This window comes from Acetobacter farinalis (assembly GCF_011516935.1).
GTDB lineage: Bacteria > Pseudomonadota > Alphaproteobacteria > Acetobacterales > Acetobacteraceae > Acetobacter > Acetobacter farinalis.
In genome coordinates this window covers 440,955-464,799 of record NZ_WOTF01000001.1, presented here as the reverse complement: position 1 = coordinate 464,799, position 23,845 = coordinate 440,955, and the positions used below count along the sequence as shown (strand labels likewise).

Below are 23,845 nucleotides of genomic sequence, written 5' to 3'. Positions count from 1 at the left end.
CGGTCGATAAGCAGACGGACGGGTGCTCCGAAAACAGAGAGATTTCGCTGCCATCTTTCAAAACACCGCCGGCCACTCAACGTGACATAAACCTGCACAGGTCCTCATCATTTTTCAGCTTTTGTCCACGGAACCGCGTATGACCAAATTGACACGCAGATCTCTTCTGGCCGCTGCGCCGGCGGTACTCCTCTCAACTATCCCCACCCTCTCAATGGCGGATGAACCACCATTGGACGCAATCGAAAACCGTTACGGCGGCCGCCTGGGTGTTTTTGCTCAGGACACGGCATCAGGACGAACGCTGATGCATCGCCCGGACGAGCGTTTCACAATGTGCAGTACCTTCAAGGGCCTGCTCGCGGCGCAAGTTCTCTGGAAAATCGAACGCGGCCAGGAACAGTTTTCACGGCTGATACACTACACCGCCCGTGATCTGAAGGATGCCGGACACCCGAACTTTGCATGCCCGGTCACGGCCGCCAACGTCCAGCGGGGGGCCTTAACAGTTGAAGCCCTGTGTCAGGCAATGGTGGAAATGAGTGACAACCTTGCTGCGATCCTCCTCATGCGCAGCATAGGCGGCCCATCAAGCCTTACGGCCTTTGTGCGGTCCCTCGGCGACACTGTCACCCGGTCGGATCGCTATGAGCCCTTCTCCAACACTTACGATGGGCTGCTGGATACCACGACCCCACGCGCCATTGCCAAAACCGCAGGAACAATCCTGCTCGGATCGACACTCCAACAGGACACCCGTGACCTGCTGACACGCTGGATGATCAACACAAAACCGGGACTGCAACGCCTGCGTGCGTCTTTTCCCGGCGACTGGGTGAGTGCAGACAGGCCCGGAACATCAGGACCAGACGAGACCAATGACTACGCAGTCGTCTGGCCCCCAGGGCGAAAGGCGATCCTGATGGCGGCATATTATCACGCTCCCCACATAAGCATGGATGGGCGGGAAGCCGTTCTCCGGCACGTTGGCTCTGTCATCAGAGATTGGGTTGAAAGCTGAAGAAAACCGGAGTGCCGGGGCGGCGCTTCAGGAGAAGAGTCTTACGAAACAGACACATGAGCAACTTGGGACGAATTGGTTATACTCTAAACCGTTCATCACGAGATGGAAAACAGTCTTCAATTTCCGCCCTGTGATAAATCTCATTTCGCTCTGATGATACTTTATTTTTATATCCAAACTTAATCTGTCAGGAAATCACGTGATCACATCGAAATTTTCCCACGCCATCAAAGGTTTCTCACTCGCCGCCTCATATCTCCTCCTCTCCACAGCCTTGATTTTCTCAATTCATGTACCGAAACTCTGGAGCGCAAGCCCGAAAGATATTTCGAACGCCGCATTAAAAAACGTGATCTATCTATTGAATGCCAACACAAGTGAGTTGGTAATGCTTCTAATCATTGCTGGCCTGACAGCGCTATTTGCGACCATTGAGAGAAAAGACGCAGATTTTTGTGGGGTGCCTCTGAGCAGAGTGTCACTTCGACGTTTCTTGCAAGGCTGTTTCTTATCGCTGCTCGGCTCCGCACTCCTCACCCTCTTTGAATATTGTTATGGTGGCTTTCGTATAATCGGGTTGGTTTGGCCTCCCGCCACGACAGCCATGGTTGCGCTTCTTTCCACAACCTGGTTGCTGGTTTTAGGCGTGACTGAGGAATTATGGTTTAGAGGGTACGCGCTCAAAAGGCTTGAAGAGAACTTTGGGTGGTGGCCCGCAGCGATCATGACGTCCATGGCATTCGCGATGTGCCACCTACACAATCAAGGCGAGAACTTCGTCGAGGTCGCGCTCCTGTTCCTGTCAGGAATGATACTCTGCAGCCTGAGGCGCGTGTCTGGCTCTCTGTGGCTCGGTATCGGGGCCCATACTGTCGCCGATTTGGCCGGAAGCATTCTGGGCTCACCCGGATCAGATTTGTCACACAGCCCCACCCAGATCGTCTATCTATCGGTAAAAGGGTCTCCCTTGATCAACGGCGGTGACAACGGCGTCATGTTTTCATTACCTGGAATCGCGATGCAGTTTCTGTTACTTCTCTTACCCATCACGTTTTTCAGCATGAAGCCTGCAAAAGCAGCGGTGTGAACGGTGGCACGTGTTGAGGCCAAGCATTCATAGTCCTTTACCCGCTCCCCGCATCGTATCGCCCATAAAAACTCCGGTGGCGCGATGGGCGCATGCTCCTGTTTCAAATGGGCAATTCTTCACCGGCATGCGCCGCTCTTACCCTGGCAATGAACAGAACCGGTCGGCGGACAATTGGGTTCCTCCCCCGTCTGACCATCTGCAATCCAGTCGCGCTTGGCGCGCAAATACTCAGCCATTATCGCCAGATCCTGAGCTTTGTCTTCAATCGCTCGAAGTTGCGTATCCATGATCTCAACCGCGCGCTCACGGGTTAGACCCTTTTCCTGCATCTCATCATTAATCCTGGCGATATCGGCCAGAGACATGCCGAGAGATTGTCCAAAACGGATCATGGCAGCTCTCTGCACGTCCCGCTCGGTAAACTGCGCATAGGGATTGCGCCCGCCCTTTCGTCCGCTTTCCGGAGAAAGCAGCCGCTTGCGGACATAAAACCGGATTGTCGCAGGGCTGAGGCCTGTGCGCTGTGAAAAATGTCCGATCAACATGAGTGTTCGTGTCCTTGACCATGAACCATGGTTCACACTTATAGAAGAATGCTCCTTCTCATGGAGCCTCGAACATGGATACACTTTCTTCACCCCGAACGCAGAGAGCTTTCGTGACCGGAGCGACCGGCTTGCTGGGGAACAATCTGGTCCGCGCACTACTGAAGCAGGGATTTCACGTGCGGGCGCTGGCGCGCTCACCCGAGAAAGCAAAAGCGCAATTCGGCGACCTTAACGTCGAGATCGTAACCGGAGACATGCTGGACGTAAACGACTTTGCAGACTCCCTGCGTGACGTTGACGTCGTTTTCCATACGGCGGCCTATTTCCGTGATTCCTATACCGGCGGCAGCCATTGGCCCGAACTGCATGCCGCCAACGTTCTGGGGACACGCGCACTGCTGGAGCATGCTTATGCTGCTGGTGTGCGCCGTTTCATGCATGTGAGTTCGATTGCCGTCCTGCGCGGGAAACGCGGTCAGGTGGTGGACGAAACCATGCTGCGCGACGAGCGCGATGCTGATGATTATTATCGCAGCAAGATCCTTGCTGATCGGGAACTCCTGAAATTTCTAGAGCATCACCCCGATGCCTGGGGCGCCATGGTGCTCCCGGGCTGGATGCACGGCCCCGGAGATATGGGGCCAACCTCCGCTGGGCAGACCATTCTCGACGTGGCACGCGGCAAGGTACCGGGAATACCGCCCGGCTCGGTCTGTCTGGTCGATGCCCGGGATGTGGCGAACGCCCTGATCATGGCCAACCATCAAGGCCGCCGAGGCGAGCGCTATCTGGCGGCGGGCCGACATTTCACCATGGCGGAACTCATGCCGCTGATAGGCCGGGCGCTGGGCGTGAAAGTACCTGAACGCCGTATCCCGCTGGCGCTCCTCTATGTCTTCGCAGCTATCAGTGAAGCCAAGGCACGGCTTACCGGGCGACCGGTTCTGTTCAGCTGGGCCACCGTGCGCGCGCTCACAACCGAAAATGAACGCTCCCGTTTCAGTGCCGCGAAAAGCGAGCGCGAACTCGGTTTGGTCTTTCGGCCTGTCGAGGAAACACTGCATGACGAAGTCGCCTGGTTTCGAGCACGGGGATGGCTGCCCGAAGCAAGCAAACCGGTCCGTTCGTAAAATCGTCTTCAAAACACGGGAAAGATTTTCGAAACGGTTCCTCTCAGACACGATTTTCTCACGCGCAAAGTCTTCTTATCGTGCCTCATCCTACAACGGGCCAGCCTGCCGCACTGGAGGCGGCAGGCTGGCACGCCTCCATGAAGACCTGAAACCATGAAAGCTTCCTTGCCGGAAGGAAACTTTCTGAAAGTTACCAGGCATTACCGAGCAAATGGATAATCGGTATAGCCTTCTGGTCCCCGCGAATACCAGGTCTGGATATTATCCTTATTCAGGGGAAGATTATCTTCCAGACGATGCACCAGATCCGGATTGGCAAGGAAAGGCCGACCGAATGCAATGGCGTCAGCCACACCGGTTGCAACCGTTGCAATCGCTTCTTCCCGTGTATAATCCTGATTCAGAACCAATGGGTTCGTGAAAACTTCGCGGATCAGACCATGCAGTTTCGGCTGATCCGTCTTGCCGAATGTGCCGTTGGGTCCGGGCTCGCGCAATTCGAGAAAAGCAATACCGAGATCGTTCAGAAGCTTTGCCGCGGGCACAAAAACCTGCTCGGGGTGGCTATCGATACACCCTTGTGTGTCGCCATTGGGTGAAAGTCGCACTGAGGTCCTGCCTGCGCCAACTGTGGCGATCACCCGTTCCGTGACTTCACGCAGAAAACGAATGCGGTTTTCAGGAGAGCCGCCATACTCGTCGGAACGATGGTTGGTGCCGTCCCGCAGGAATTCATCAATCAGATAGCCATTGGCCGCATGAATCTGGACACCGTCAAAGCCGGCTTCCAGAGCATTGCGGGCGGCCTTTTCGTAATCATTCAGGATACGGGCGATATCCTCCCTGGTCAGGGGGCGGGCAACCTCGGGGGCCTGCTTGCCATCATAAGTATGAAGTGGCGCAGGCGCTTCTGTCGCCGAGGAGGATACAGGCTGCTGGCCCGTCACGCTAGAATGCACCATGCGGCCCATGTGCCAGAGCTGCGCCACGATCTTTCCGCCCTTTGCGTGCACGGCCGCGATAACCGGCTTCCAGGCCTCCACCTGCTCCTGTGACCACAAACCGGGTGCATAGGGCCACCCAAGCCCTTCCCGACTGATACCAGTTGCTTCAGAGATGATCAGACCCGCTGTGGCGCGCTGCGCGTAATACTCGGCCATGATGGGAGTCGGAACATGCTGGCGGGTGGCTCTGCCGCGCGTCAGCGGTGCCATGAGAATTCTGTTTCTGGCGTAAATGCTTCCCAGTTCAATCGATTCAAACAGGCTCGGCATAGCAGATCCTTCCTAAAAAACGCGGTTCCTATGAGATGGGGAAGACATACACCGATTACAACAGGAGACCTGTCTCTGCGCTCTGGGCTGGAGAGAGTCCGGGGTGTGGTTCCGGGCCCCCCATCAGGCCGTCACCATCAGGCCGTCACCCCGAGCCGGGCGCACAGAAACTGGGCGTTCACCCCTGCCCCGCCTCCCCCAGATGCTCCCGCATCCATTGAGCGTCCTCACTGGGGCTGCGTTGAAAATGGCGTTTGAAATCGCGGCTGAACTGGGCAGCGCTGGCATAGCCGACTTCGGCGGCAATAGCGGCAATCGAGCCCCTGCGCTGCGCGATTTTCACTCTGGCCTCATGTAAGCGCATGGCCTTGATGTATTGGATCGGTGTATTCCCGGTAAGGGATTTAAAACCGGCATGATAGGAAGGAACACTCATACCGGCCATCGCTGCGACTTCCGTTACCGATAAGGCGGCAGTGTAGCGTTCGCGGATCAGCATCAGGCTCTGCACGATCCTGCCTGTCGCGTTATTGCGATGCAGTGCCGCCATCAGCGGTCCCCCCTGAGGCCCCACCAGAACGCGATAATGCAACTCGCGCAGCAGCCCCGGGCCGAGAACGGTAAGTTCCCGCGGATGATGGAGAGCATGAAGCAGGCGTTGAAGCACGTCAACAATCGAGGGCACCATCGGGCTTGAAACAAGGCTTCTGGCCCGCGCCCTCTCGTCATGATCGATCTGCCCCTCCAGTATGCTCACGATTTCAGCAGCAAGATGCAGGTCAAAATCGACGTAGATAGCAAGCAGAGGGTGTTCTGGGTCGGCCTGCGACGCCATCCGGAACGGAACAGGGACGGAAACGGCAAGATAATGGTCGGCGTCATAATGGTAGACCTCGCCATTGAGGAAGCCCTGCTTAGCCCCCTGCAAAACGAAGACCACACCAGGCCTATAAAGAACGGGAACATCTTCAAGAACGGTTTCGGAACGCAGGATGCGAATGCCCTGCATAGGCGTGGTGTTGTAGCCATGCCGCGGTGCAAGTTTGGCCGCCAACGCAATGAGGTGAGACCGCGCGGAGAAAGAATTCATAGGATTGAGCAAAACAATCAGAGGAAGTGAGATAGAGGACGCGCCAATATGATAGTATTGGTCAAAGCATGAATGCAATCAGACAGAGCAGAGCCATGCCAGAGCAGACTTTTTTCATCACGGGTGCAAATTCAGGATTTGGGTTAGCCATTGCTCAGGCCGCTCTTGAGGCAGGGCATCGCGTGATTGGTGCGGTCCGCTCGCAAACCGCAAAAACCTCATTGGAGGCGCAACTGCCGGATGTCCGCACGGTCCTGTGTGATGTCACCGAATTCGACCGCATTCCCGCCATCGTCGCACAGACTGAGGAAGACCACGGGCCGGTCGATGTTCTCATCAACAATGCAGGCTATGGGCATGAGGGGGTTCTGGAGGAATCCTCTCTTGAGGAAATGCGCCGCCAGTTCGATGTCAATGTCTTCGGAGCTGTTGCAATCGCCAAAGCCTTTCTGCCGCATTTTCGCGAACGCCGCAGGGGGTTTATCGTGAACGTGACATCAATGGGTGGTCTGATCACCATGCCGGGCATAGCGTATTACTGTGGAAGCAAATTCGCCTTGCAGGGCATTTCAGACGTCATGCGCGCAGAAATGGCGCACTTCGGAGTTCATGTCACGGCACTTTGCCCCGGGTCATTCCGCACAGACTGGGCCGGACGCTCTATGGTCAGGAGCGAGCGTTCAATTGCGGACTACGATGCACTGTTCGATCCGATCCGCACCGCACGCCGCGAGAAAGACGGCAAGCAGTTGGGAGACCCTGCCAAACTTGCGGCGGCGGTGCTGCATCTGGTTGCATCGGATACGCCACCACCACAACTTCTCCTTGGAAGTGATGCTCTGCGTCTGGTTCGTGAGCGCCTTTCCCGCTTGGAACGCGAAATTGCTGATTGGGAGGAGTTAACCCGATCAACAGACAACTGAACGTCCTGAGGACTATTGAAGGCCTGCCACACGCCGGAAATCATGTGTATGACACGAAGCATAAACCTGTAGAGGGAATCGGAAAACCGCTTTTTCACAAATGAAAAATCTTGTCAGACAACGGTTGCCTGCCTGCTCCATGCACCGCAGACAGGCTCCGCTGGGGGTTATACAGGAGATGCCTCCTGCATGGCCCGTATGACCCGGCTCCAGCATAGGGAAGATGGCACAGTTATGGTGCCTCTTCCGGTTAAGCTCTTACTCCTTGATGGGCGTTACTGTCGCAACTTCTATGAAGTAGCCCCCTTTCGCCTTCAGATAAAACGCCCAGGCGCCATGGGTAGTGCATGGGGGCTGAACGTCCCACCCATCAGCAATCAGGCGAGCGTACAGGTCATCCACCTCCTGCCGGGTCTCCTGAAGGAAGCCGATATGCAGAATGTCTACTTCCTTCGGATAGTCGAAACCATGAAGCGCGCTATCAAAATGATTGACGAGCAATATAAGGCCGTCATCATCCTGCATGATTGCCATCTTCTTTCCGCGAACAACCAGAGTTCGCAGGCCGAAGTAACGCTCGAACATAGCTTGATCAGCCGCGACATCGTGGCTGTAAAGATTGATGTGATTGAGTTTCATAATCGTGCCTTTCCGCTGTCTGTGCAACGGACACGGATCGGCAGCGGAGACATGGAGCCAGCCACAACCGACCACACGGGAGGGGAAACCCCTCACGGTGTCCGGCCATGGCCAAGAGCAGGCTTCCCCACTCAAGCGTGACTGTCTCAAAGAGACCGCAGGTTCTCACCATACCTGCATCGCTGTCTTTTTAGGCGTTGTGATTTTGCCAAAAACTGTGCGATCCAGTCAAGTTTTCTCTATGACTGCCAGCTTCGTGGCGACCCCTGAAACGAACGAGATGTTCGGGATGCAGGCGAACCATGGTTTTCCTCCCCGCCCCTCCGCTAAGAACCGGCATGAAGCGCATGTTTGTGCGCATCAGTATGCTCGCATTGTCTTGCTGATCATGGTGTCCCCTTAGACAGCATAAATTGCAGCTTAATCCGGCTTGAGCGGCACATCACTGTCATGCAGCTGACGGTCACGAAGGATCAACCGCGTTCCGACCTCCACAATGGATTGAATCGCCGGCAGCAATTCTTCTCCGAGCGAGGTGAGCTCGTATTCGACCGTTGGGGGTGATGTCGGAATTACGCTGCGGCTTAGAACGCCACGCCGTTCAAGATCACGCAGCCGCCCTGTCAGAACCTTGGCCGAAATCCCGGGAATATTGCGGCGAATTTCCGAGAATCTCCGTGCCCCCTTACTGAGCGACCAGATGATCTCCGGAGACCATAAGCCGCTCAGCAGAGACATGCACTGTGACATGGGGCAGCCCGGAAGCGCTTTCACTGCGGTCCGCATTCTCAGAACCATAACCATTCCCTCACCTGGTTTCCGACAGGTTACTGAAAAGCGACGATAACCTCAAGATATATAGTTACCAGTAGAAACTGTTGTTCTTATATGGGTGTTGTCCCGGTGAGAGACCCCACCCGGCCACAACAAAACAACAGGCTCCAAGCCTCCTGATGAAAGAATATGACCATGTATGCTATTACCGGCGCTTCGGGCCAGCTTGGCCGTCTTGTCATTGAAACACTGTTGAAATCCGTTCCCGCAGGCCAGATCATCGCCGCTGTCCGCAATCCGGCCAAGGCGCAGGATCTCGCGGCACTCGGCGTCGTGGTGCGCGAGGCGGATTACGACCGCCCCGAGACACTGCCTGCCGCGCTGAACGGGGTGAAGAAACTCCTGCTGATCTCATCCACCGAAATTTCAGGTCGTACGACGCAACATCGTGCCGTGATCGACGCAGCGCGCGCGGCGGGCGTGTCCCTGCTTGCCTATACCAGCATGCTGCATGCAGATACCTCTCCGGCGCAACTCGCCATCGAACACCGGCAAACGGAGGAGGCGATTGCCGCATCCGGCCTTCCCGCCGTCATCCTGCGGAACGGCTGGTACATGGAAAATCACCTCATGGCTCTGCCTGCAGTTCTTGAGCACGGCGCGTTCATCGGCGCAGCAAAAGAGGGGCGTTTTTCGTCAGCAACCCGCCGTGATTACGCAGAGGCTGCTGCCCGGGTTCTGAAGACGGATGATCACGTCGGCAAGATTTACGAACTCGCTGCGGACGAGGCCTTCACACTGGCTGATCTTGCAGCAACGGTATCAAAACATGCAGCGCGCACAATCGTCTATAATGATCTCTCCGAAGACGGTTATGCCAGGGCACTCGAAGATGCAGGCCTGCCCGCACCTTTTGCCACACTCCTGGCTGACGCGGACGTGGCAGCATCGCAGGGAGCATTGTTCGATGACAGCCATACTCTCTCGCGCCTTATCGGTCATCCGACAACGCCGCTCGATACAGTGATTACGACTGCATTATAATATTCAATACCAGAGCGACCATGAATTAACACCAACGCCATGATCTGCGACGAGCGACCTTGTTCAGAAAACACCATAAGCGCCCGATATGTCTCTGCAACGCAGGCGAAAGCGATCAATCCGCGACGCGTTGAGCACATTCAGGGTCTTGCCGAGTTTTCGTCCCCAATGGTTGTCACGCAGATCATGCCGATGCGCCCTGAAAATGGAATGACGCCTTCAATACGGAAGATACGTCATGCCTGAGAAGAACGCTCACCCCGACGCACTAATGGCAGGAAGATATCGTCGACAATCTCCCGGATGGTGTCATCCGATAAAGTCTGGAATGTCATCATAATTTCATGACGAGCAAGGTCGAGAGGAAGGGATGCAATGCGAGGCGTGATACGGACCGGATCGATCTCGCCCCGTTCAATAGCCCTTCCCATAACGGCATGAAACTGGCTCCCGTCCACAATGCGCGCCCGTATGTCGGCAAAGCTCGACCGCTCGGCCACGAGATCCTTCTGCATATCGAAAAACAACTGCAGGTCCTTCGAACCCGCGCGATCCGACATACATTTGAGAAGATAGCAGAGTTCATCACGCAAACTGCCCATATCGGGGATGATGATATTCGACCGCGCGAATTGTTGCGCCAGTGCTGCCGTTGCAAGCGCCGTGCGGCTGGGCCAGCGTCGATGCAGCACCGTGCGGCTGGTTTCCGCACGGCGGGCGACGTTTTCCATCGTCAAACCCGCATAACCGTGTTCTGCCAGTTCTACCCATGTCGCTTCCAGGATCGCCTCTTCCAAAGCCACACCGCGCCTTCGTGTCTGTTTTTGAGCTTTCATGACTCTCCATTAAGATACAAAATGAATCTTATTGCCTTTTGATGCGCACAAGATAAGATACTCCACGAATCTTATTTTGAGTAAATATCATGAACATCCCGATGGTTCCAGCACAACGCCGTTCCGTACTCATCTCCGGTGCCAGCATCGCAGGTCCAGCGCTCGCCTTCTGGCTCGACCGTTATGGGTTCGATGTAACGGTGGTCGAACGCGCGCCGATCATCCGGACTGGCGGATACCCGATCGACGTACGCGGCACGGCCATTGACGTGGTCGAGCGCATGGGCCTGCTGCCTCAGATCCGGGCAGCCCATATAGCATCCCGCACCATGACCTTCGTGGATAAAGCAGGTCAGATCATCGGCAGCCTACCGATCTACGAGGCGATCGGCAGCGAAGCCGAGCGTGATGTCGAACTCCCGCGCGGAACCCTGACAACCCTGCTCTATGACGCGACCCGCAACAGCGGGATAGATTACCGTTTCAATGACTCAATCGACACGCTCCATGATGACGGTAAGGGCGTTGATATCGGATTCACCAGCGGTCAGCGGGCACGATATGATATCGTCATCGGTGCAGACGGGTTACACTCGCGGGTCCGCAATCTGGTTTTCGGTCCCGAGGCCCTGTTTAACCATTCCCTCGGCTTCCGATTCAATCTTTTCTCCATGCCAAATGACAAAAGCCTTTCACATGCCGGCATCTTTCACGCCGAACCAGGACGCACAGCCGGAATCTGGGCGGTTCAGGATAACCCGAAGGTTTTCGGTTTCCTTGCTTTTGCAACAGATGAAGTCGCTAGCGCCTCCTGTCGCAATGCGGAAGAACAGATCCGACGTACACAAACCGTGTTCTCAGGCATGCGCTGGGAAGTTCCGAATCTGCTTGATGCCATGGTAAAAGCCGACGATCTGTATTTCGATACGGTCAGTCAGATCCGGATGCCCCACTGGTCAAAGGGACGCGTGGCGCTGGTCGGGGATGCGGCGTTTGCCCCTTCTTTCCGATCAGGTCAGGGGACCAGTCTGGCGTTGGTTGGCGCCTATGTGCTGGCAGGTGAGCTGGCTACTCATAACGCTCCGGAAGAGGCGTTTACGGCCTACGAGCATCTCACGCGGCCGTTTGTCGAGGCAAACCAGGCACTGGCGACCGATGATAACGGGGCTTTCTTCCTGCCCAGAACACAGAAGGACATTGAGACGCGTGACCGCATCCTTGCCGAAATCGCGCGGAACGGAACGGCGGGCATATTTGATGGGACCAGAGCGAGGGTGCATGATTCGCTACGTCTGTCAGACTATTGAGGTAAGCCGCATTTCTGCACAGGATAATAAGCACGGCCTGATCTGAGCGAAACAGCACGCCCCCCTGAAAGAACCTGCCCCGCTTGATATAATTCCATAAATCATTAAACGTTGATATATGGATACAGAAGCAGCCCTCCTCGCGTTCAGCGCGCTCTCGCAATCGACCCGGCTGGAAATCTTCCGCCTTCTTGTGCGCCACGAACCTGATGGTCTCCCGGCCGGAGAGGTCGCACGCGCGCTTGAACTGCCGCAAAACACCATCTCCGTGCATCTCGCTGTGCTGGCCCGTGCGGGGTTGCTCACATCCCAACGCCAAAGCCGCCTTATTATCTACCGCGCCAGTCTGGAGCGTTTGCAGGACCTAACCCTGTTTCTGATCGAGGGTTGCTGCGCGGGGCGCCCGGACTTGAGCGCCCCTCTGTTTGCCGAACTCGCATCCAGCTGTTGCCGAGGAAAAACCACCTCATGAATATCACCCTTTATCACAACCCGGATTGCGGTACATCGCGCAACGTGCTGGCGCTGATCCGCAACGCCGGGATCGAGCCCATCATCATCGAGTATCTGAAAACCCCGCCTTCACGTGCGGAGTTACGCGCGCTGATCGACAGCATGGGTATTTCCGTGCGTGACCTTTTGCGCCGCAAAGGCACGCCTTATGATGACCTGCAACTCGACACCCCCGCGATGACAGACGCTTACCTGATTGACGCGATGATGGCGCATCCGATCCTGATCAATCGGCCCATCGTCGTCTCGCCTCTGGGTACAAAACTGTGCCGCCCGTCCGAAACTGTTCTCGATATTCTGCCTGCCCCGCAACAAGGCGCGTTCTTCAAGGAAGACGGTGAGCAGGTCGTGGATGAAAACGGAAAGCGGAATATCTGATGCTAGCGCTTGCGATTTTCATCATCACGCTGGTTTTTGTCATCTGGCAGCCCAAAGGGTTGGGGATCGGCTGGAGCGCACTCGCCGGAGCAGGCATAGCTCTTGCAACAGGTGTCATCCATCTTCAGGACATCCCTATCGTCTGGCATATCGTCTGGGATGCGACTTTCACCTTCATTGCCCTGATCGTCATTTCTCTTCTGCTTGACAAGGCAGGATTCTTTCAGTGGGCCGCCCTGCATGTTGCGCGCTGGGGCAAAGGGCGCGGTGGCATCCTGTTCCCGCTGATTATCGTTCTCGGCGCGGCAATCGCAGCGGTTTTTGCCAACGATGGAGCGGCCCTCCTGCTGACACCCATCGTGATTGCCCTTCTGGCGCAATTACGCCTGCCGCAGGCCGCCTCACTGGCTATTATTATCGCCACCGGCTTCGTGGCCGATACAACCAGTCTTCCACTGGTGATTTCCAATCTGGTCAACATCGTCAGCGCCAATTTCTTTGGCATTTCCTTCAACCGTTATGCCGCTGTCATGATCCCTGTCGATCTGGTGGCGCTGGCAGGCACATTGGCCGTCCTGTGGGGTTACTACCGGCGCGAAATACCAGGAACCTACGGCATTACTGCACTACCGGAACCAGCCTCCGCCATTCAGGACCGGCAGGTGTTCAAGGCCGCCTTTCCGCTGCTTGCCGCTCTGCTGATGGCCTATTTCGTAACAGCACCTTTCCATATTCCCGTCTGCATCGTGGCCTGTGTTGCGGCCGCCATTCTGCTCGCCATCGCCTTGCGCGTGGCGTCCGGAGGGCGCGGACGGGTGATTGCGGTGGGTGAGGTTCTCAAGGGAGCGCCGTGGCAGATCGTTCTCTTCAGCCTTGGCATGTATCTGGTAGTCTATGGGCTGCGAAACGCTGGCCTGACCGAGTACGTGGCCGATGTTCTGGTGTGGCTTGGTCATCATGGGCCATGGGCGGCGGCGGTCGGCACCGGCTTTCTTACCGCCATCCTGTCCTCCATCATGAACAATATGCCGAGTGTCCTGATCGGAGCGTTGTCGATCCAGCAGGCGCATGACATTGCACCCGTGACACGTGACATCATGATCTATGCCAACATTATCGGCTGTGACCTCGGGCCTAAATTCACACCTATTGGCAGCCTCGCCACACTGCTCTGGCTGCATGTGCTCGCGGCCAGAAATTACAAAATCACATGGCTGCACTATATGCGCGTCGGCCTTCTGATCACGCCGCCGGTACTACTGATAACCCTGACCATGCTCGCCTTCTGGCTTCCGCTTATCGGCACCGGCTGAGAGAGAGAGCGAGACGATGCCAGTCTACCACCAAGTCATGGAAGAGGCGGAGTGCCAGTTCAACATCCATTACATGCAGACCCTGCGCCCAACGAATGACACAGACGAAGCAGAGAAGGCACCCCAAGCATGAACCATACCCCGGACACCATATTGCCTCTTTTGAATCAGGATTATCTCGACCCGCTCGACCTGGGGAAACTGGAGCCGAGCCAGCGCCTGACTCATCCCCCTCGTATTCTGCTGCTCTATGGCTCGTTACGCCCTCGCTCCTTCAGTCGGCTGCTTGTGCTGGAAGCTGAACGCATTCTCAACTGCCTCGGGGCTGAAACCCGCGTGTTTGACCCCAGAGATTTGCCGCTTGCAGAGTCCGTGCCCGCAACCCACCCCAAGGTGCAGGAACTCAGGGAACTCTCGCTTTGGTCCGAAGGGCAGGTCTGGTGCAGTCCGGAGCGCCACGGCAACATAACCGCCGTTTTCAAAAACCAGATTGACTGGCTTCCTCTCTCTGAAGGCTCACTGCGCCCCACGCAGGGGCGTACACTCGCGATAATGCAGGTTTCCGGCGGCTCACAGAGCTTCAATTCCGTGAACGCGCTGCGTGTGCTCGGGCGCTGGATGCGCATGTTCACCATCCCCAATCAGTCCAGTGTGCCAATGGCCTACAAGGAGTTTGGTGAGGACGACCGCATGAAGCCCTCAGCGCTGTATGACCGTGTGGTGGATGTCATGGAGGAACTGATGAAATTCACTGTGCTCATCAGAGATCGTGCGGACTATCTCGTAGACCGCTACAGCGAGCGCAAGGCCACATTCACATTACCTGAATCTCTGTAAGGCAAACACCTGCAGGCAGCACGCTGCTAAGCCGCCGGCCAGGCCTGCATTCCGATCCGTGCGATTTCCAGCAGTCTCTCTCGTGGTGTGCCATCTCGCGCCTGCACGGCCATGCCGCGCAGCAGGGAGCTATAGAACGCCGCCAGAGCCTCGACGTCCGTAGTAGCTGGCAGATCGCCCGCCTCCACCCCCTTGCGCAGCCGTGCCCCCATTACCCGTTCAGACTGGGTGCGCTGGCTGGCCAGAAGCTCCCGCAAGCGAGCCTGTGCGGGGGAACACTGGGTTGCCGCGGTTGAAACCATACATCCCGCAGGCAGGTCATCCCGCGTGAACTCCGTAGCGGCGGTCGTTATCAGGTCATGAAAGACCGTGCGTGTATCAGCGTCTTCATTCAGAACAGCCAGAAACCACCCGCCAGCGACAGCCATATAGACTTCAATCGCTTCATGGTACAGCGCTTCCTTGCTCCCGAACGCGTTATAGAAGCTGGATGCACTGATCCCCATAGCCGAGATCAGGTCATCAAAACTTGTTCCATCATATCCCCGGTCCCAAAACAACCGCATGGCTGTGCATAGAGCCTGCTGCCTGTTGAAAGACTGTGGCCGCCCCCGACCACGCCGCTCTGTGCGTGTTTTTTCTGATACCATCGCTCCACAAATCCTTGAATACGCCGGGACACGCCATATATCCCTAATGTTGGAGTGACCGCTCCATATTTTAACCCATCGGTTTTCGCAAACCGGGCATGAGGCTTACACGCACGTCCCAGCCCATACAGACAGGATCATATCCATGAGCAAGCTTTCCGGAAAAGTCGCAATCGTGACAGGCGCTTCCAAAGGGATTGGCGCTGGCATAGCCAAGGCACTTGCGGCGGAAGGGGCGGCTGTCGTCGTCAATTATGCGTCCAGCAGTTCTGGGGCGGATGCCGTGGTTACGGAAATCACGGGCAGCGGTGGCAAAGCCATTGCCGTTCAGGGCGATGTCTCACGCAAGAGCGATGCTCAGGCTATTGTTGATGCTGCAATCAGCCAGTTCGGGCGGCTGGACATTCTGGTCAATAACGCAGGTGTGTATCAATTTTCGTCCATTGAAGAGATCACCGAGGAGCTCTTCCACCGCCACTTCAACATCAATGTGCTGGGCACCCTGCTGATGACACAGGCTGCTTTCAAGCATCTGGGAAGCGGCGCCAGTATTATCAACATCAGCTCCATTGCCTCGCGCATCACACCGGCCAATACCGCCGTCTATTCGGGAACAAAAGGCGCGGTGGACGCAATAACCGGCTCTCTCGCACGCGAGTTCGGGCCAAAGCAGATCCGGGTCAACGCGATCAATCCGGGCGTGGTCGAAACCGAAGGCACGAAAACCATTGATGCTGCCGCTGCAGAAATGATCAAGCAGTCCGTTATCGCGCAGACACCGCTGGGCCGCATCGGGCAGGTGCAGGATATCGCGCCGCTCGCGGTCTTCCTTGCCTCTGACGATTCACGCTGGCTGACGGGTGGGACAATGCTCGCCTCCGGTGGCCTGCGCTGATTTCAGAAACACACCCCGCAAACGCTCCTGCCGGAAAGCCTGCCTGCGTCTTCTGATAACGGTGGACTTGTGGCCCGGAAGAACGGCCTGACTTCTGGCGGTCTCTCCATAGAACGTGCGCCCACGCCCTCTTTTGGGCGCACGTTTCCCGGTTTTCTATCTCCGGGACGTCATTCCCTTCCCTGATACCCTTGCTGCCTACCGGCTTCCTCGTTCTCTTCCAGCGGTTTCATGGGACCTGCAAGTAAGCCTGCAAGTAAGTGAGTACTTACTAATAGTCTCCAAGGAGACCCCATGCCCCCACGAAGCGCAAGACTGCCCGCATCTGACCGCAAGCAGGCAATTTTATCGGCAGCCGCCCCCGTTTTTGCCTAGCTCGGGCGAGAAGGCGCAACGACGAAGGAAATCGCCAAAGCCGCAGGCGTATCCGAGGCCCTCCTCTACCGGCATTTTGCGGGCAAGGAGGCTCTGTATGCCGAACTCGAAGCCCATTGCGTTGCGGCAAATGCGGTCGGCAGCCGCCTTCTCGCCGAGGCTACGCCATAGAACGGCATTACAACCCGGAAAAACTCAAGATGATCTTGACCTCAATCGGAAAGGAAAGCGCATGAGACCCATCAGAAAAATTGGCATTTTCGGTGCGACAGGCCGCCTTGGGGCACCGGTTGCCACGGAACTGGCAAAAACCTTCGCGGTGCGGGCGATTGTCCGTTCTCCAGAGACGGCCAGACAAATGCTTCCGGCCTCGATCGAGATCGTTCAGGGAGATTTACGGAACGTTTCAGGCCTGCGCGCCGCCCTTGAGGGGTGGATGCGCTCTACCTCAATCTTGCGACCGAAACGGCAGACCTGAGCCTCCCTTTTTACGAAGAACGGGAGGGGGTGCGAAACCTGATAACCGCCGCGCAAGGGCTGGACATTCAGTATATTGCCAAGATCGGGGCGCTGGGAGTCTACCCTCCGGCACTGAAGAGCATCAGGAAGAACATGGTGCCGAACATGATCAACGGACGCGCTCTCCAGTGGATCGGAAATACAAAGGTCAGGATTTACTGGATCAGCGTGACCGATTACGCGCAGATGGTGGTCAAGGCCTTTCAAAATCCCGGCACTATGACCCCACACTTAAAATTCGCGTGGCCCCTCTCTGGGTGATCCGGATGATCGGCCTTTTCAGTCCGAAAATGAAATTCATCGTGCATCTGTTTTCCTATTTCGGGAATCATGAAGATTCGTTCCATGCGGGACAGACATGGAAAGAGCTTGGGAAACCGGAAATAAGTCTCGAGATGTTTTCAAAATCTCTTCACTAGGGCAGAATACCCGGATAAAGCCCCGGCCAACGCCAGCCGAACCAAAAGCCAGCCGAGCGGCTCTCACCTGCCCCGAATCAGGAGACCTGCAACGTATAACATCAGGTCTCATGAAACTGTGCACACCAGTCCGATGCTTCTGCACGGAGTGCGCGGCCTGAGAGGCTAAACGTGCTCGCATTGCCCGCACACCCGGCGCAGGCGGCGCACCCGATGCAGAGCCGTGCCGGTGCCTCCTGCCGGGCTGCACAGTTTTCGGGGGATGCCGCGCCTCCTATCCGTGCTATATGCGCATCTGTGCTATACAGTTTGCAGGCAGGGCTGGCCGCCTTGCCTGCGCCGTCCGGCGCCAGTGCTTCACGGTCGGGGCGTTGCTCCGCCCACCAGAGAGAACGGAGATTGAAGAGATGATCGTTGACCAGAGGATCGGCCTGCGCATCATCACGAAAGAAATTGTCGGTGTTATCCTGCTCATGACTGCGTGGGATTTCATCGTGGTCATCCTGTTTCAGGTCTTCCATCAGGAATGGATGGAGCAGCCAAGCCTGCCCACATCCCTGATCGGCTCCGCCCTTGCCCTGTTCATGGGCTTCCGCAGCAACAGCGCCTATGCCCGCTGGTGGGAGGCCCGCACCCTGTGGGGGGCCATTACCAACAACAGCCGTTCCTTTGCCCGTCAGGTGGGCACCCTGCTCGGCGGCAGGCCGGACCTCATCAAAGGTATTGCCGCCTATCCGTACGCGCTGCGGGGGGCCTTGGGCAATGTTGATGTCTCGACAGATGTGAATCGCCTGCTGCCGCCGGAAATGGCACAGGCCATTGCAGGGGCGCGCAACCAGCCCAATGCCATTCTCTATCAGCTTGGACTTGGCGTGAGTGAGGAAGTTGCCAAAAAAGGGATTGATGGCGCGGTGCATGGCCAGATTGACCGCATCCTCTCCGATCTCGCCAATGCGCAGGGCGGGCTTGAGCGCATTCGCAACACCCCGCTGCCCATGCAGTTTTCCGCCCTGCCGCGTGCTCTGGTGAATGTTTTCTGCATTGTTCTGCCCCTTTCCATGGTGCAGACACTGGAGTGGATCACACCTCTGGGTTCATCACTGGTTGGCATTCTGTTTCTGGTGCTCGACAAAAGTGCGAGTGACCTTCAGGAGCCTTTTGCCAACACACCGCACGCGCTGCCCATGGCCACTATGGCCCGCGCCATTGAAATCGATGTCATGCAGCCCACCGGCCTGCCCGCGCCGCCGCCCATCACGGCGGTAAACGGCATCCAGCCCTGAGCATACATCTGGCCCGCTTCATCTGGCATCAAAGCCTGCCTGCCGTTTTGCAAGACAGGCTGAGGAAAATGTGGTATAAGCATCAGCTATGAGCACATTCAGAACAACTCCGAAAGGCGGCGTGACAGACGCAATGGCACGCACTGCCGCCGCAACAACCGCAGCACAGGCCAAAACCAGAATTAAAGACGACGACCCCTTCCAGGAAGGAGACGCCATTGTCTATGCCGCCCACGGCGTGGGGCGTGTGGACCGTATTGGCATTGATGAGATTGCCGGCACGAAACTGGAAGTGATCCAGATTTCCTTCCCCGGCAACCAGATGACCCTGCGTATCCCGCTGACAAAGGCCCGCAAGGCTGGTCTGCGCAAAATCGTCTCGCGCGAGATTGTGGATAAGGCCATGGCCATCATCAAAGGCAAGCCGCATGTCAGCAAGGGCATGTGGGCACGGCGCGCTGTGGCTTATCAGGAAAAGATCAACTCGGGTGATCTGGTCCAGATTGCCGAGGTGCTGCGTGACCTGCGCCGCAATGTGGACAGTCTGGATGGCAGCTTCAGTGAACGGAAGCTGTTTGAAGCAGCACAGGAACGGTTTGTGGCTGAAGTAGCGGTTCTTGAGAAAAAAGACCCTACCGAAGTTCTGGAATCCCTCACGGCAGTCATGAAGGCCGCCTGAGGCGCCTGCTCCTGAAAGCCTGATCCCGACTGACAGAAAAAACCCGGTCCGGCCCACGCTGCACCGGGTTTTTTCATGGCTGCTGCTGTTTTGCTTTTCAGGCCTGCGGGAGCGGGATACATATGTAGTCCATGACGCGCAAAGCTTCCCCCTCCCCGGCCTCATCCCCCGCCTCATCCCCTGCGGCTTCAGTTCCCGTCCGGCCAGATCCCTCCACGCTGCGCCGCGCACTGGGCGAGATCAAGGCAGGGCATTTTGAAACAACTCTGGCCGCTCTGAGCCCTTATATCGGGTCCGGGGAACAGAAGGCCGCCCTTCTGTACGCCTTCTGTCTGGCAGGGCTGCACCAGCCGGAAAAAGCCGCGCACATCCTGTGTGAGGTTGCCGGGGAAAATCCGGCGGGGGTTCACCCGTTACAGGAGCTGAGCGATATTCTGGCGGAACTGGACCGCAGGCCGGATGCTGTCGCAACCTGCCGTGCGGCACTGCATCTCGCCCCGCAGGATGCCCGGATTTATGATGTTCTGGCCAACGTGCTGACACAGATGGGGCAGTTTGATGAAGCCGTGGAGTTGCTCCGGCACTCCACCACCCTGCGCCCCAACGCAACCTATTCCTACAATCTGCTGGCCATGGCCCTGGCGGAACGCGGAGACATGGCGGAAGCACTCGCCGTGCTGGAAGGCGTGCTGGCGGCGCACCCGGAGCATGCGGGCTCGCTCTCCAACATCGGCTGTATCCTTGCCGGAGAAGGCCGGTTTGAAGAGGCGCTGGATTTCTACCGCCGTGCGATCTTCTACCGCCCGACAGATGCCCAGATCCGGCTGAACCACTCCATCACGCTGCTCAAGGCCGGGCGCTTCGCGCAGGGCTGGGCGGAACATGAATGGCGGCTCAAGCTGCCGGGCCACAGCAGCCTGCCGCAGGACCGCCTGCTCCCCTCCCTCGGCCCCGATACAGACCTTTCAGGCCAGCGCGTTCTGGTCACGCAGGAGGAGGGGCTGGGCGATACGCTCATGTATCTGCGCTATGTGGAGCCTCTGGCCCGCCGGGGGGCGCATGTGCATCTGTGGGTGCCGGACACGCTGGAGCAGATCTGCCGCCGCGTTGAAGGGGCGGGCACCGTGCAGGTTGGGGGGGATGTCCCGCCTTATGACTGGCACTGCCCCTTTATCAGCCTTCCGCGCGTTTTTGCCGCGACGGCTGATGCCATGGGCGCTCCCGTTCCGTATCTGAAAGCAGGCCCTGAGAAGGTCCGGGCTTTTGCCAGACTGCTGCCTGACAATCACAAGCTGAATGTCGGGCTGATCTGGGGGGGCGCACCGCGCCCCAATCTGATCGGCCCGCACATGGTGGACCGCAGACGCTCCATGAGCCTGCAAACACTGGAGCCGCTGGGCAGTATTCCGGGCATCAATCTCATCAGCATGCAGAAAGGCCCTTACGCGGAGCAGATGCTGGACCCGCCGCGCAACATGACGCTGTATGACCCCACGGATGAACTCCATACCATGGATGATACGGCCTCACTCATGATGTCGCTGGATGTGATTGTCTCGGTAGATACGTCCTCTGTCCATCTGGCGGGTGGCCTTGGCAAGGCCGTGCTGCTGATGGACCGCTACGATAACTGCTGGCGCTGGCAGCATGGACGGGAAGACAGCCCCTGGTACCCCACCCTGCGTATCATCCGCCAGACCACACCCCGGAAGTGGGAAGATGTGGTCGGGAAAGTAGCGGATCGACTCCGCACCATGGCGGCATACCGGGCCTGAACGGGGCCTGCGCGGGCAAAAAGCCCGCACATCTGGAAAGCCTATAAAAAAACGGGGCAGCCGGAATTTTCTCCAGCTGCCCCCCGCCTGCCCTTTTCAGGTTTCAGGCTTCAGCCCGAAACAGCACTTTTGGTGGAAGCCGGAACAATCAGTTTGGCACCGCCACCGTTCCCCAACACCTCAAACACGCCCAGCGCACGGCGCGCACGACCATCCGGAAGCAGGGTGAAGGGGCCATTAACACCCGCAAACCCTTGCTGACGGGTCAGCACATCGACCGGATACCCATGCGGAGCCACACGGGCCACCGTGGTTGCGACTGTCGCGGCATCATAGGACAGATCAGCCAGCGGGCGCGGCATATGGTGGTTCCGCGCCATGAAGCGGGTCACAAAACTCTGACGGGACGAAGGGTCCGGCGCGGCGTACCATGCGCCCTTCAGCGCCCCCAGCTTGCTGGCAAATGCCGCCCACAGCCCCGGCCCCATGACCCGCACACTGGCGGAGGACACCTGACTATCGCCAAGCGCCGCGATCACGTTTTTCAGGCCAAGGCCGGTATCCCCCAGCAGCAGCGCATCAAACGGCGGGGGAGCGAGAGTGGTTTTCCCTGCCCCCTGCCCCGATGCCTGTGCCGCCGCACCGGAAGAGGATGCCCCGGCGGCATCGCGCCCGCTGTTGAGAGCTGCTGCCAGATCGGACGGCAGGTCCTTGTCCGCGCCATTCGCAGCCGTATCCGCCGCAGGCGGCGCTGCCGGGTCTGCTGCGGTGCCGGAGGGGGCTGCCCCTGCATCGGATTTCGCATCCGCCACGCGGGTATCATAGGCGGAAAGCTCCCGCATCATCTGCGTGATGCTGGCCGTGCTGGCTGTGTGATACACAATAGTGGGCGGCGTCAGGCCCTGATCCCGGCAGGAGGCCAGCAAACCATTCCCCAGAGCATGACCAAGCGGGTTATCCGGCAGGAAGGCAGCAAAGCGATGGCGCCCTTCCTTGCGGGCCATATCCACCAGGCGCTCCACTTGATCTTCCGGGGTAATGCCCATAACCCACACACCGGGGCGGGCCTGATTGACATCGCTGGTAAAAGCAAGAACCGGCATGCTGGCAGCCTGTGCTGCGGGAGCAGCGGCGGCGGTATCCACTGCGGTCAGCGGCCCGAGAATAATGCCATCCCCCGCCTGTGCTGCGGCCGTTGCGGCAGCAGCGGCACCGCCTGCGGCAGCCGTGTCATGCACATCCATCTGGAGGCCTGCGGCCTGCCCCTGTGCTGTGGCCGCCCCTGTTGTGGCCTCTGAAATGGCCAGTTGCGCACCAGACAGGAGTTCACGCCCCAAGGCCGCATTCGGCCCGCTGAGCGGCAGCAGAACGCCAATTTTATGGCTGTTCGCCGCCTTCGGCTCAGAAGGAACCGCAGCCCCCCCCGTGCCGGACTGGTCCGCACAGCCAGCAAGCGCCAAACCAACCGCACCCAAAACCACCATTCCGGCCTTGCGTCCTGCGCCATTTCCGGCCAGACCTCGCGTGGAGGCCCCTGACAGGAAAGAATATGTGCGCGTCACCATCCAGATCGTCCTCCGCAAACAACCGGCCTGATGAAGCTTATGACCGGACCTCCCCACTCCATAGCGAAGGAAAGGCTCCGCGTCATGCCCTCTCTTCTTCCGGTGATACGGGCGGCCTAACACTCGTCGCGACCCCAATCGGGAATCTGGGGGATTTCAGCATACGCGGAGCGGAAGCTCTGGCCGAAGCTGACCTCGTTCTGTGCGAGGATACCCGCATGACAGCCCGCCTGCTGTCTGACCGCAACATCAGCACCCGCACGGAAGCCCTGCACGAGCATAACGAACGCCAGCGCGTTCCGGCCCTGATTGAGCGTATGCAGGGGGGCGCACGCATGGCGCTGGTTTCAGACGCAGGCATGCCGCTGATGTCCGACCCCGGCTTCCGGCTGGTACGGGCCGTGATTGATGCGGACCTGCCGCTGACGGTGATCCCCGGCCCCAATGCGGCCCTCACCGCGCTGGTGCTCTCCGGCCTGCCGCCGCATCCGTTCCTGTTTATCGGCTTCCCGCCGCCACGCTCCGCCGCGCGCAAGGAGGCTTTTGCCAAACTGCGCGCCGCGGAACGGGCAGGCCTTAGCAGCACCCTGATCTGGCATGAAGCCCCGCACCGTCTGGCGGACACGCTGGCCGACATGGCGGAAATTTTTGGGGAAGACCGCCCTTGCGCCGTAGCGCGGGAGCTCACCAAACGCTTTGAGGAAGTCAAACGCGGGCCGGTTGGCTCACTTGCCGCATTCTATGCCGAAACCCCGCCCCGGGGTGAAATCACCCTGCTTCTCGGCCCGGCGGAATCGGAAGAAAGCAGCGCGGATGATCTGGACACCACCCTGCGCACCCTGCTGGGCACGCACTCGGTGAAAGATGCCGCAGCCCTTGCCGCCACCGCCATCGGGCTGCCGCGCCGCACGGTTTATGCCCGCGCACTGGAACTGGCGGCAGACCAGCAAGATGCGGACTGA

The 23,845-nt window shown here is 58.0% G+C and carries 25 protein-coding genes and 1 pseudogene; 18 read left to right on the top strand and 8 right to left on the bottom strand.

What is annotated here, in order from left to right; translation table 11 throughout:
* The first annotated feature begins 139 nt into the window (after window positions 1-139).
* Together bla and GOB82_RS13580 are read left to right on the top strand one after the other, a co-directional pair.
* The gene (bla, locus tag GOB82_RS02095) at window positions 140-1,021 is read left to right on the top strand and encodes a class A beta-lactamase (RefSeq protein ID WP_166118991.1); all 882 of its coding nucleotides are present in this window, start codon (window positions 140-142) and stop codon (window positions 1,019-1,021) included.
* Between the two features lie 202 nt (window positions 1,022-1,223).
* Complete coding sequence (locus GOB82_RS13580; RefSeq protein ID WP_166118989.1) at window positions 1,224-2,111, top strand: CPBP family glutamic-type intramembrane protease; 888 nt, start codon at window positions 1,224-1,226, stop codon at window positions 2,109-2,111.
* 119 nt (window positions 2,112-2,230) lie between these two features.
* Here the strand turns inward: GOB82_RS13580 and GOB82_RS02085 are convergent, their stop codons facing one another.
* Window positions 2,231-2,659, bottom strand: coding sequence for a helix-turn-helix domain-containing protein (locus tag GOB82_RS02085; RefSeq protein ID WP_166118987.1), 429 nt, complete (start codon window positions 2,657-2,659; stop codon window positions 2,231-2,233).
* 74 nt (window positions 2,660-2,733) lie between these two features.
* Between GOB82_RS02085 and GOB82_RS02080 the strand changes: the two genes are divergently transcribed.
* Window positions 2,734-3,792: an SDR family oxidoreductase gene (locus GOB82_RS02080; RefSeq protein ID WP_166118984.1), complete on the top strand. Its 1,059-nt coding sequence runs from the start codon at window positions 2,734-2,736 to the stop codon at window positions 3,790-3,792.
* A gap of 203 nt (window positions 3,793-3,995) precedes the next feature.
* Here GOB82_RS02080 and GOB82_RS02075 read toward each other — a convergent pair whose 3' ends face one another.
* Window positions 3,996-5,069, bottom strand: a complete 1,074-nt coding sequence (locus GOB82_RS02075) for an alkene reductase (RefSeq protein ID WP_166118982.1) — start codon at window positions 5,067-5,069, stop codon at window positions 3,996-3,998.
* 178 nt (window positions 5,070-5,247) lie between these two features.
* Window positions 5,248-6,078: an AraC family transcriptional regulator gene (locus tag GOB82_RS02070; protein ID WP_242007142.1), complete on the bottom strand. Its 831-nt coding sequence runs from the start codon at window positions 6,076-6,078 to the stop codon at window positions 5,248-5,250.
* A 176-nt stretch (window positions 6,079-6,254) separates the two neighbouring features.
* On the opposite strand from GOB82_RS02070, the gene GOB82_RS02065 reads away from it, so the two are divergent.
* Window positions 6,255-7,082, top strand: coding sequence for an oxidoreductase (locus tag GOB82_RS02065; RefSeq protein ID WP_166118977.1), 828 nt, complete (start codon window positions 6,255-6,257; stop codon window positions 7,080-7,082).
* Between the two features lie 258 nt (window positions 7,083-7,340).
* Here the strand turns inward: GOB82_RS02065 and GOB82_RS02060 are convergent, their stop codons facing one another.
* Window positions 7,341-7,721 (bottom strand): VOC family protein, encoded by a 381-nt coding sequence (locus tag GOB82_RS02060; protein WP_166118974.1) that lies wholly within the window; start codon window positions 7,719-7,721, stop codon window positions 7,341-7,343.
* A 420-nt stretch (window positions 7,722-8,141) separates the two neighbouring features.
* Window positions 8,142-8,459, bottom strand: a complete 318-nt coding sequence (locus tag GOB82_RS02055; protein ID WP_198911944.1) for a winged helix-turn-helix transcriptional regulator — start codon at window positions 8,457-8,459, stop codon at window positions 8,142-8,144.
* A gap of 225 nt (window positions 8,460-8,684) precedes the next feature.
* Between GOB82_RS02055 and GOB82_RS02050 the strand changes: the two genes are divergently transcribed.
* On the top strand, window positions 8,685-9,539 hold the full coding sequence (locus tag GOB82_RS02050; protein WP_276510280.1) for an SDR family oxidoreductase: 855 nt from the start codon (window positions 8,685-8,687) through the stop codon (window positions 9,537-9,539).
* A gap of 236 nt (window positions 9,540-9,775) precedes the next feature.
* Here GOB82_RS02050 and GOB82_RS02045 read toward each other — a convergent pair whose 3' ends face one another.
* Entirely contained in the window at window positions 9,776-10,375 is a 600-nt protein-coding gene (locus tag GOB82_RS02045; protein ID WP_166118969.1) for a TetR/AcrR family transcriptional regulator, read from the bottom strand.
* Window positions 10,376-10,464: 89 nt separating this feature from the next.
* Here GOB82_RS02045 and GOB82_RS02040 point away from each other — a divergent pair, with 89 nt between their 5' ends.
* From GOB82_RS02040 to arsH, 5 genes are all read left to right on the top strand, one after another.
* Window positions 10,465-11,682 (top strand): FAD-dependent monooxygenase, encoded by a 1,218-nt coding sequence (locus tag GOB82_RS02040; RefSeq protein ID WP_166118967.1) that lies wholly within the window; start codon window positions 10,465-10,467, stop codon window positions 11,680-11,682.
* A 118-nt stretch (window positions 11,683-11,800) separates the two neighbouring features.
* On the top strand, window positions 11,801-12,154 hold the full coding sequence (locus GOB82_RS02035) for an ArsR/SmtB family transcription factor (protein ID WP_166118965.1): 354 nt from the start codon (window positions 11,801-11,803) through the stop codon (window positions 12,152-12,154).
* The gene (gene arsC / locus GOB82_RS02030; protein WP_166118962.1) at window positions 12,151-12,573 is read left to right on the top strand and encodes an arsenate reductase (glutaredoxin); all 423 of its coding nucleotides are present in this window, start codon (window positions 12,151-12,153) and stop codon (window positions 12,571-12,573) included. The genes GOB82_RS02035 and arsC overlap by 4 nt, the downstream gene beginning before the upstream one ends.
* Window positions 12,573-13,886: an arsenic transporter gene (locus GOB82_RS02025; protein WP_166118960.1), complete on the top strand. Its 1,314-nt coding sequence runs from the start codon at window positions 12,573-12,575 to the stop codon at window positions 13,884-13,886. Before arsC ends, GOB82_RS02025 begins: the two co-directional genes overlap by 1 nt.
* 129 nt (window positions 13,887-14,015) lie before the next feature.
* Window positions 14,016-14,723 (top strand): arsenical resistance protein ArsH, encoded by a 708-nt coding sequence (arsH, locus tag GOB82_RS02020; RefSeq protein ID WP_166118958.1) that lies wholly within the window; start codon window positions 14,016-14,018, stop codon window positions 14,721-14,723.
* Between the two features lie 26 nt (window positions 14,724-14,749).
* On the opposite strand, the gene GOB82_RS02015 is transcribed toward arsH, so the two are convergent.
* Window positions 14,750-15,289: a TetR/AcrR family transcriptional regulator gene (locus tag GOB82_RS02015; RefSeq protein ID WP_166118955.1), complete on the bottom strand. Its 540-nt coding sequence runs from the start codon at window positions 15,287-15,289 to the stop codon at window positions 14,750-14,752.
* Between the two features lie 229 nt (window positions 15,290-15,518).
* On the opposite strand from GOB82_RS02015, the gene GOB82_RS02010 reads away from it, so the two are divergent.
* The 7 genes and pseudogenes from GOB82_RS02010 (at window position 15,519) to GOB82_RS01980 (ending at window position 21,318) form a co-directional block, all read left to right on the top strand.
* Complete coding sequence (locus GOB82_RS02010) at window positions 15,519-16,268, top strand: glucose 1-dehydrogenase (protein WP_166118953.1); 750 nt, start codon at window positions 15,519-15,521, stop codon at window positions 16,266-16,268.
* A gap of 396 nt (window positions 16,269-16,664) precedes the next feature.
* Window positions 16,665-16,814 (top strand): annotated as a pseudogene (locus GOB82_RS13620) (helix-turn-helix domain-containing protein); the annotation flags it as partial.
* A gap of 61 nt (window positions 16,815-16,875) precedes the next feature.
* A complete protein-coding gene (locus tag GOB82_RS02000) occupies window positions 16,876-17,121 on the top strand; it encodes an SDR family oxidoreductase (protein ID WP_166118950.1) in 246 nt (81 codons plus the stop codon).
* 29 nt (window positions 17,122-17,150) lie between these two features.
* A complete protein-coding gene (locus tag GOB82_RS01995; protein ID WP_166118948.1) occupies window positions 17,151-17,423 on the top strand; it encodes a hypothetical protein in 273 nt (90 codons plus the stop codon).
* A gap of 565 nt (window positions 17,424-17,988) precedes the next feature.
* Window positions 17,989-18,864, top strand: coding sequence for a bestrophin family protein (locus tag GOB82_RS01990; RefSeq protein WP_166118945.1), 876 nt, complete (start codon window positions 17,989-17,991; stop codon window positions 18,862-18,864).
* An 88-nt stretch (window positions 18,865-18,952) separates the two neighbouring features.
* Complete coding sequence (locus GOB82_RS01985) at window positions 18,953-19,543, top strand: CarD family transcriptional regulator (protein WP_166118942.1); 591 nt, start codon at window positions 18,953-18,955, stop codon at window positions 19,541-19,543.
* A 131-nt stretch (window positions 19,544-19,674) separates the two neighbouring features.
* Window positions 19,675-21,318 carry a tetratricopeptide repeat protein gene (locus GOB82_RS01980; protein ID WP_166118940.1) on the top strand — a complete coding sequence of 548 codons (1,644 nt, stop codon included), beginning with the start codon at window positions 19,675-19,677 and terminating at the stop codon, window positions 21,316-21,318.
* Window positions 21,319-21,428: 110 nt separating this feature from the next.
* On the opposite strand, the gene GOB82_RS01975 is transcribed toward GOB82_RS01980, so the two are convergent.
* Window positions 21,429-22,880, bottom strand: coding sequence for a penicillin-binding protein activator (locus GOB82_RS01975; protein ID WP_166119654.1), 1,452 nt, complete (start codon window positions 22,878-22,880; stop codon window positions 21,429-21,431).
* On the opposite strand from GOB82_RS01975, the gene rsmI reads away from it, so the two are divergent.
* Window positions 22,868-23,845: a 16S rRNA (cytidine(1402)-2'-O)-methyltransferase gene (gene rsmI, locus GOB82_RS01970; protein WP_166118937.1), complete on the top strand. Its 978-nt coding sequence runs from the start codon at window positions 22,868-22,870 to the stop codon at window positions 23,843-23,845. The two genes, GOB82_RS01975 and rsmI, sit on opposite strands and share 13 nt — an antisense overlap.